Below are 5,407 nucleotides of genomic sequence, written 5' to 3'. Positions count from 1 at the left end.
TTCCGTTTTCTGAGACGACCCCTTCTTCGACGACTCCAATTTCGACGCGACCATCTATTTCGGCCAGCATCTGTGGGCGGGCATGACCGGCGCCGCGCTGGTCAGCGACGACCGCCTGGTGCTGGTGTGCGCGCCGGTCTGGTGCGACGGGCAGCGCGAGCTGCCGCTCGAGCGCATCGCCGCGGCGCCGTGGATCTACACGCGCGACATCCCGGCGGCCTGGACCGACTGGGGCGAATCGCTGGTCGGGCGGCCGCTGGAGCACGACGCGCCGACGCCGCACTACGACATGTTCGTCATGTCCATCAACGCCACGGTGGCGGGGCAGGGCCTGGCGCTGCTGCCGCGCAGCCTGGTTGACCGCGAACTGGCCAGCGGGCAGCTGGTCATCGCGCACCCGCACTTCGTGCCGAGCCCGAGCAACATCTATTTCGCGTTTCCCGAGCAGCGGCGCCACTGGGAGCCCGTGCGCCGGTTCGAGGCATGGCTGATCGACGCGGCGGCCAGCTACGTCCGGCGCGTGCAGGGCGCCGGTTGAAGCGGGCGCGCGGCTACCGGATGGCCGCTTGATAGGCGCGCAGGTCCGGGCTCTCGCGCAGCAACTGTTCGAACAGGCCCTGGAAACCCAGCCACGCCACATAGTCGGAGCCGATCTGGCGGCGCACGGAGCGCGCTTCCTCATCGGACAGCACGCTGAACTCGCCGGCCGCCTCGGCCAGCAGCTGGATCTGGCAGCAGCGTTCCATCGCCACGAAGCGGAAGGCCGCCGCGTCGACCGAGGTGCCGACCGTCAGCAGGCCGTGATTGACCAGCACCGCCGCCCGCCGGTCGCCCATCGACTGCGCGATGCGCCGCCCTTCGTCCGCCGCCAGCACCAGCACGTCGCCCTGGAACGCCACCTGGTCCTCGAAGAACAGGCAGGCCTCCTGGTTGATCGGCAGCAGCGTCCGGTGCCGCGCCGAGAACGCGCGGCCATAGACGGAATGCGTGTGCGCGGCGGCAACCACGTCGGGATTGCTGCCGTGAATGCCGCAATGGATCGCCGCCGCCGCCGCGTTCACCGGGCCGGTGCCCGCGTGGACCTTGCCGTGCTCGTCGATGCAGATCAGGTCGTCGGGGTGGATGGCGGAGAAATGCTGCGCATAGGCATTGACCCAGAAGCGGTCCGCATGCTCCGGGTCGCGCACCGTGATGTGGCCGGCGATGCCTTCGGCCAGCCCGAAGCGGGCGAAGATGCGGAACGCGGCGGCCAGCCGCAGCTTGCGGTCCCGGCGCGTGGCGTCGAGGGAATCGAATGCCTTCGGTGCGGGCAGGGCGCCGCCGATGGGCGTCGGGATCTGCAGGGCGCTATTCGCGATGTCGTTCACAAAGGTTCCAGATGGCTTGAGCAGATCCCATTCTGGGCGAGGCCGGTAGGCGCCGCTATCGATGAATACTCACAGGCTGTTGATGGATTGGCAGCAGCGCGCCGCGGGCCCCGCCGCGCGGCCGCTGGCGTGCCGGCAGCCTCGCCCGCCAGCCACTACAATGGCGCATCGCCCGGCCTCCCGCCGGGCCGGATTCTGGAGTCGAAGATGCGTATTCTGGTTGTCGGAGCGGGCGCCACTGGCGGCTATTTCGGCGCGCGGCTGTTGCAGGCTGGGCGCGACGTGACGTTCCTGGTGCGCCCGCGGCGCGCCGCCCAACTGGCCGAGCATGGCCTGAAGGTCAAGAGCCAGCACGGCGACCTGCATTTCCCCAACCCGCCGCTGGTGCAGGTCGGGCAGATCGCGCAACCGTATGACGTGGTGCTGCTCAGTTGCAAGGCCTACGACCTCGACAGCGCGATGGACGGTTTCGCGCCCGCCGTGGGCCCGGGCACGGTCATCATCCCGCTGCTCAACGGCATGCAGCATCTGGACAAGCTCGATGCCCGCTTCGGCGCCGAACGGGTCATGGGCGGCCGCTGCCTGATCTCCAGCACGCTGGACGAGCAGGGCACCATCCTCCATCTTTCGGCCTTCCACGTGCTGTCCTTCGGCGAGCGTCCGTCCGGCAGCAGCGACCGCGCGCAGGCCCTGGCCGCCGTGTTCGGGGGCGCCGGCTTCGACGTGCAGCGCAGCGAGGCCATGCTGCAGGACATGTGGGAGAAATGGCTGTTCCTGGCCACGCTGGCGTCGTCCACCTGCCTGATGCGGGCCGCCGTGGGCGACATCCTGGCCGCCCCGCACGGGCGCGACGTGATCGCGGCCCTGCTCGACGAGTGCACCGCCATCGCCGCGGCCAACGGCTATCCCGCGCGCGCGCCGGCGCTGGAACAGGCGGCTGCCTCGCTGTTCAAGGAAGGCTCGCCGATGACGGCGTCGATGCTGCGCGACCTCGAGCGCGGCGGCGCCATCGAATCCAACCAGATCGTGGGCGACCTGCTGGCGCGCCGCGGCCCGGTGCCGGCGCCGACGCTGCGGATGGCGCTGGCCAGCCTGAAGGCCTACGAGGCGCGCCGCGCGCGCGGCGGCTGACCGGCCATCCCGCCGGGCGGCACCTCAATCCGGCTTGCCGGCCCGCAGCGCCGCGATCAGCCGCCGGGCCGCCGCCGAGAGCGTGCCGCCGCGCCGCGTGACGATGCCGAAGGTGTCGTTGCGCGACTGCATCTTCACCGGCAGGATGCGCAGCATCTTCTGGCGCGCGTAGGGCTCGGCCACGCTGGTCGGCAGCAGCGACACGAGGTTGGCATTGCCCTGCAGCAAGGCCACCGTGACCAGCGTGGAGGCCGTGGTGATGGCGTTGGCCGGCATGCTCATGCCGGCCAGGTCCAGCTCGCGCAGCAGCAGCGCGTGCATCGGCATCTGGGCGGGATAGATGACCCAGCGGTATCTCGCCAGGTCGGCAAAGGCGAGTTCGCGCGCGCGCGGCGCCGCGTGGGCGTGGCCGACCACCACCGAGATCGGCTCGTTGCCCAGCGCCTCGTAGCGGTAGCGGGCGGGTTGGTCGCTCACCAGCGCGCGGCCGATGACGAGGTCCAGCCGGCCGTCGTCGAGCAGGCCCAGCATGCGCAGGCTGGTGTCTTCCACGATCTCGATCGACAGGTTGGGCTGCTCAGCCTGGAGGCTGGCCAGCGCGGGCGCCAGCACGCCCGTGACGGCGCCCATGATGACCCCCACCGCAAGCCGCCCGGCCGTGCCCGAGCGGATTTCGGCCATGTCCTGGCACAGCGCGGTAAGGTCCGTGGCCAGCAGCCGCGCATAGCGGATCACGCAATGGCCGAACGGGTTGGGCTGCATGCCGGTCCGGGTCCGCTCGAACAGCGGCGCGTCCAGCATGCTCTCCAGTTCCTGCAGGGCCTTGCTGGCGGCCGATTGCGTCATGGCCATGACGGATGCCGCCTGGTGCAGCGATTTGTGGTCGTCCAGCGCGATCAGCAACTGCAGTTGCTTCATGCGCAGGCGCGACATCAGTACGTCGAGGGTGGCTCTCATGGGCGTGCGGCGTCCAGGGTCAGGTCTTGTCCGGCAGGCCGGTGAGTCGCAAAAGCGATCACCAGATGGAAAGGTTTCAATATACATCGGACGCCGGATGCTCTTATATTGCGCAAGCACCCGAGACAAGAACACGGCCCCTGCGCACGACAAGGAGACAGACATGACCCAGCCCGCCCGCCAAACCGCCTACCGGGGCGTATTCCCGGTCGCGCCGACCATCTTCGACGAGCAGGGCGGCCTCGACCTCGACGGCCAGCGCCGCTGCATCGACTTCATGATCGACGCCGGCTCCAACGGCATCTGCATCCTGGCCAACTTCTCGGAGCAGTTCGTGCTGACCGACGCCGAGCGCAGCACGCTGATGGCCACGGTGCTCGACCACGTGGCGGGGCGCGTGCCGGTGATCGTCACCACCACGCACTTCAGCTCGCGCATCTGCGCCGAACGCAGCCGCGCCGCGCAGGACGCCGGCGCCGCGATGGTGATGGTGATGCCGCCGTACCACGGCGCCACCATCCGCGTGCCCGAGCACGCCATCCATGCGTTCTACGCCACGGTGTCCGACGCCATCGACATCCCCATCATGATCCAGGACGCGCCGGTCAGCGGCACCACGCTGTCCGCGCCGTTCCTCGCGCGCATGGCGAAGGAAATCGCCAACGTGTCGTATTTCAAGATCGAGGTGCCGCAATCGGCGGCCAAGCTGCGCGAGCTGATCGCGCTCGGCGGCGACGCCATCGTCGGCCCGTGGGACGGCGAGGAAGCCATCACGCTGATGGCCGACCTCGACGCCGGCGCCACCGGCGCCATGACCGGCGCGGGCTTCCCGGACGGCATCCGCCGCATCGTCGATGCCTACCAGGCCGGCGACGCCGAGGGCGCCGCCGACCACTACCAGCAATGGCTGCCGCTCATCAACTACGAGAACCGCCAGGGCTGGCTGGCCACCAGCAAGGTGCTGATGAAGGAGGGCGGCGTGATCGCCTCCGACGCGGTGCGCCATCCGCTCCAGCCGATGCACCCGGCCACGCGCGCGGGGCTGCTCCAGATCGCGCGCCGGCTGGACCCGCTGGTGTTGCGCTGGGGGCGTTGAGCGGGCGGCGGACATGCCCGAATCGCCATCCTGCAAGGATCGGCGATTCGGGCTACCCTGTCGGGCCATCCTGACCTTCTATCGGGCCGGCCGCATCGCGGGCCGCGCCACCAGATCCGCCATGACACAGCCGCTCAGAATCGATTTTGTCTCCGACATCGCCTGCCCGTGGTGCGCCGTCGGCCTGTCCTCGCTCCAGCTTGCGCTGTCGCGGCTTGGCGACGCCGTGGACGCCGAGATCGTGCTCCATCCGTTCGAGCTGAACCCGCAGATGGGACCGGACGGCGAAGCCATCGTCGACTATCTCGGCAAGAAATACGGGCGCACGCCCGCGCAGATCGCCGAGACCCAGGCCATGATCCGCGAGCGCGGCGCCGCCGTCGGCTTTGCCTTCGGCCCGCGCGAACAGGTCTACAACACCTTCGACGCGCACCGCCTGCTGCACTGGGCCGGCCTGCACGGCAAGCAACTGCCGCTCAAGCTCGCGCTGCTGCGCGCTTACCACAGCGACGGCAAGGACCCCAGCAACCACGACGTGCTGGTCGAGGCCGCGCAAGCGGCGGGGCTCGACCCCGCGCAGGCGCGCCAGGTGCTGCAACACGGCGACTACGCCGGCGAAGTGCGCGCCGAAGAGCAGGAATACCAGGGCATGGGCATCCAGTCCGTGCCGTCGATCATCTTCAACAAGCGCTATCTGCTGACCGGCGCGCAGCCGGTGGAAGCCTTCGAGCAGGCTATCCGCCAGATCCTGGCCGAAGGCTGAACGCGGCACGGCGCGCGGCTGCCCCGGCGCCCGCGCCGGCCTGCCCCGGTATTGCCGCGCGCACGGACCCACGTGACCGCGGCGGCCCGCCCC

5 protein-coding genes and 1 pseudogene are annotated in these 5,407 nt (G+C 69.9%); 4 read left to right on the top strand and 2 right to left on the bottom strand.

Annotated elements, in window-relative coordinates:
• Positions 1-46 precede the first annotated feature (46 nt).
• Positions 47-538 (top strand): annotated as a pseudogene (locus tag K206_RS39400) (LysR substrate-binding domain-containing protein); the annotation flags it as partial.
• Positions 539-551: 13 nt separating this feature from the next.
• On the opposite strand, the gene K206_RS0126935 reads toward K206_RS39400, so the two are convergent.
• A complete protein-coding gene (locus tag K206_RS0126935; protein ID WP_020205481.1) occupies positions 552-1,367 on the bottom strand; it encodes a class II aldolase/adducin family protein in 816 nt (271 codons plus the stop codon).
• A gap of 207 nt (positions 1,368-1,574) precedes the next feature.
• Here K206_RS0126935 and panE point away from each other — a divergent pair, with 207 nt between their 5' ends.
• Complete coding sequence (gene panE, locus K206_RS0126930) at positions 1,575-2,498, top strand: 2-dehydropantoate 2-reductase (protein WP_020205480.1); 924 nt, start codon at positions 1,575-1,577, stop codon at positions 2,496-2,498.
• A gap of 24 nt (positions 2,499-2,522) precedes the next feature.
• Here panE and K206_RS0126925 read toward each other — a convergent pair whose 3' ends face one another.
• Positions 2,523-3,455 (bottom strand): LysR family transcriptional regulator, encoded by a 933-nt coding sequence (locus tag K206_RS0126925; RefSeq protein ID WP_029044139.1) that lies wholly within the window; start codon positions 3,453-3,455, stop codon positions 2,523-2,525.
• A 163-nt stretch (positions 3,456-3,618) separates the two neighbouring features.
• On the opposite strand from K206_RS0126925, the gene K206_RS0126920 reads away from it, so the two are divergent.
• Positions 3,619-4,551, top strand: a complete 933-nt coding sequence (locus K206_RS0126920; protein ID WP_020205478.1) for a dihydrodipicolinate synthase family protein — start codon at positions 3,619-3,621, stop codon at positions 4,549-4,551.
• A 121-nt stretch (positions 4,552-4,672) separates the two neighbouring features.
• The gene (locus tag K206_RS0126915) at positions 4,673-5,314 is read left to right on the top strand and encodes a DsbA family oxidoreductase (RefSeq protein WP_020205477.1); all 642 of its coding nucleotides are present in this window, start codon (positions 4,673-4,675) and stop codon (positions 5,312-5,314) included.
• Positions 5,315-5,407: the final 93 nt, after the last annotated feature.

Origin of the sequence: Cupriavidus sp. WS, from assembly GCF_000395345.1 — a bacterium.
GTDB lineage: Bacteria > Pseudomonadota > Gammaproteobacteria > Burkholderiales > Burkholderiaceae > Cupriavidus > Cupriavidus basilensis_B.
Note: the sequence above shows the minus strand (reverse complement) of the source record. Positions and strands in the feature narration are given on the sequence as shown.

Coding starts and splice junctions, on each gene's coding strand:
- K206_RS0126915 (WP_020205477.1), top strand. CDS start 4,673: ATGACACAGCCGCTCAGAATCGATTTTGTCTCCGACATCGCCTGCCCG.
- K206_RS0126925 (WP_029044139.1), bottom strand. CDS start 3,455: ATGAGAGCCACCCTCGACGTACTGATGTCGCGCCTGCGCATGAAGCAA.
- K206_RS0126920 (WP_020205478.1), top strand. CDS start 3,619: ATGACCCAGCCCGCCCGCCAAACCGCCTACCGGGGCGTATTCCCGGTC.
- panE (WP_020205480.1), top strand. CDS start 1,575: ATGCGTATTCTGGTTGTCGGAGCGGGCGCCACTGGCGGCTATTTCGGC.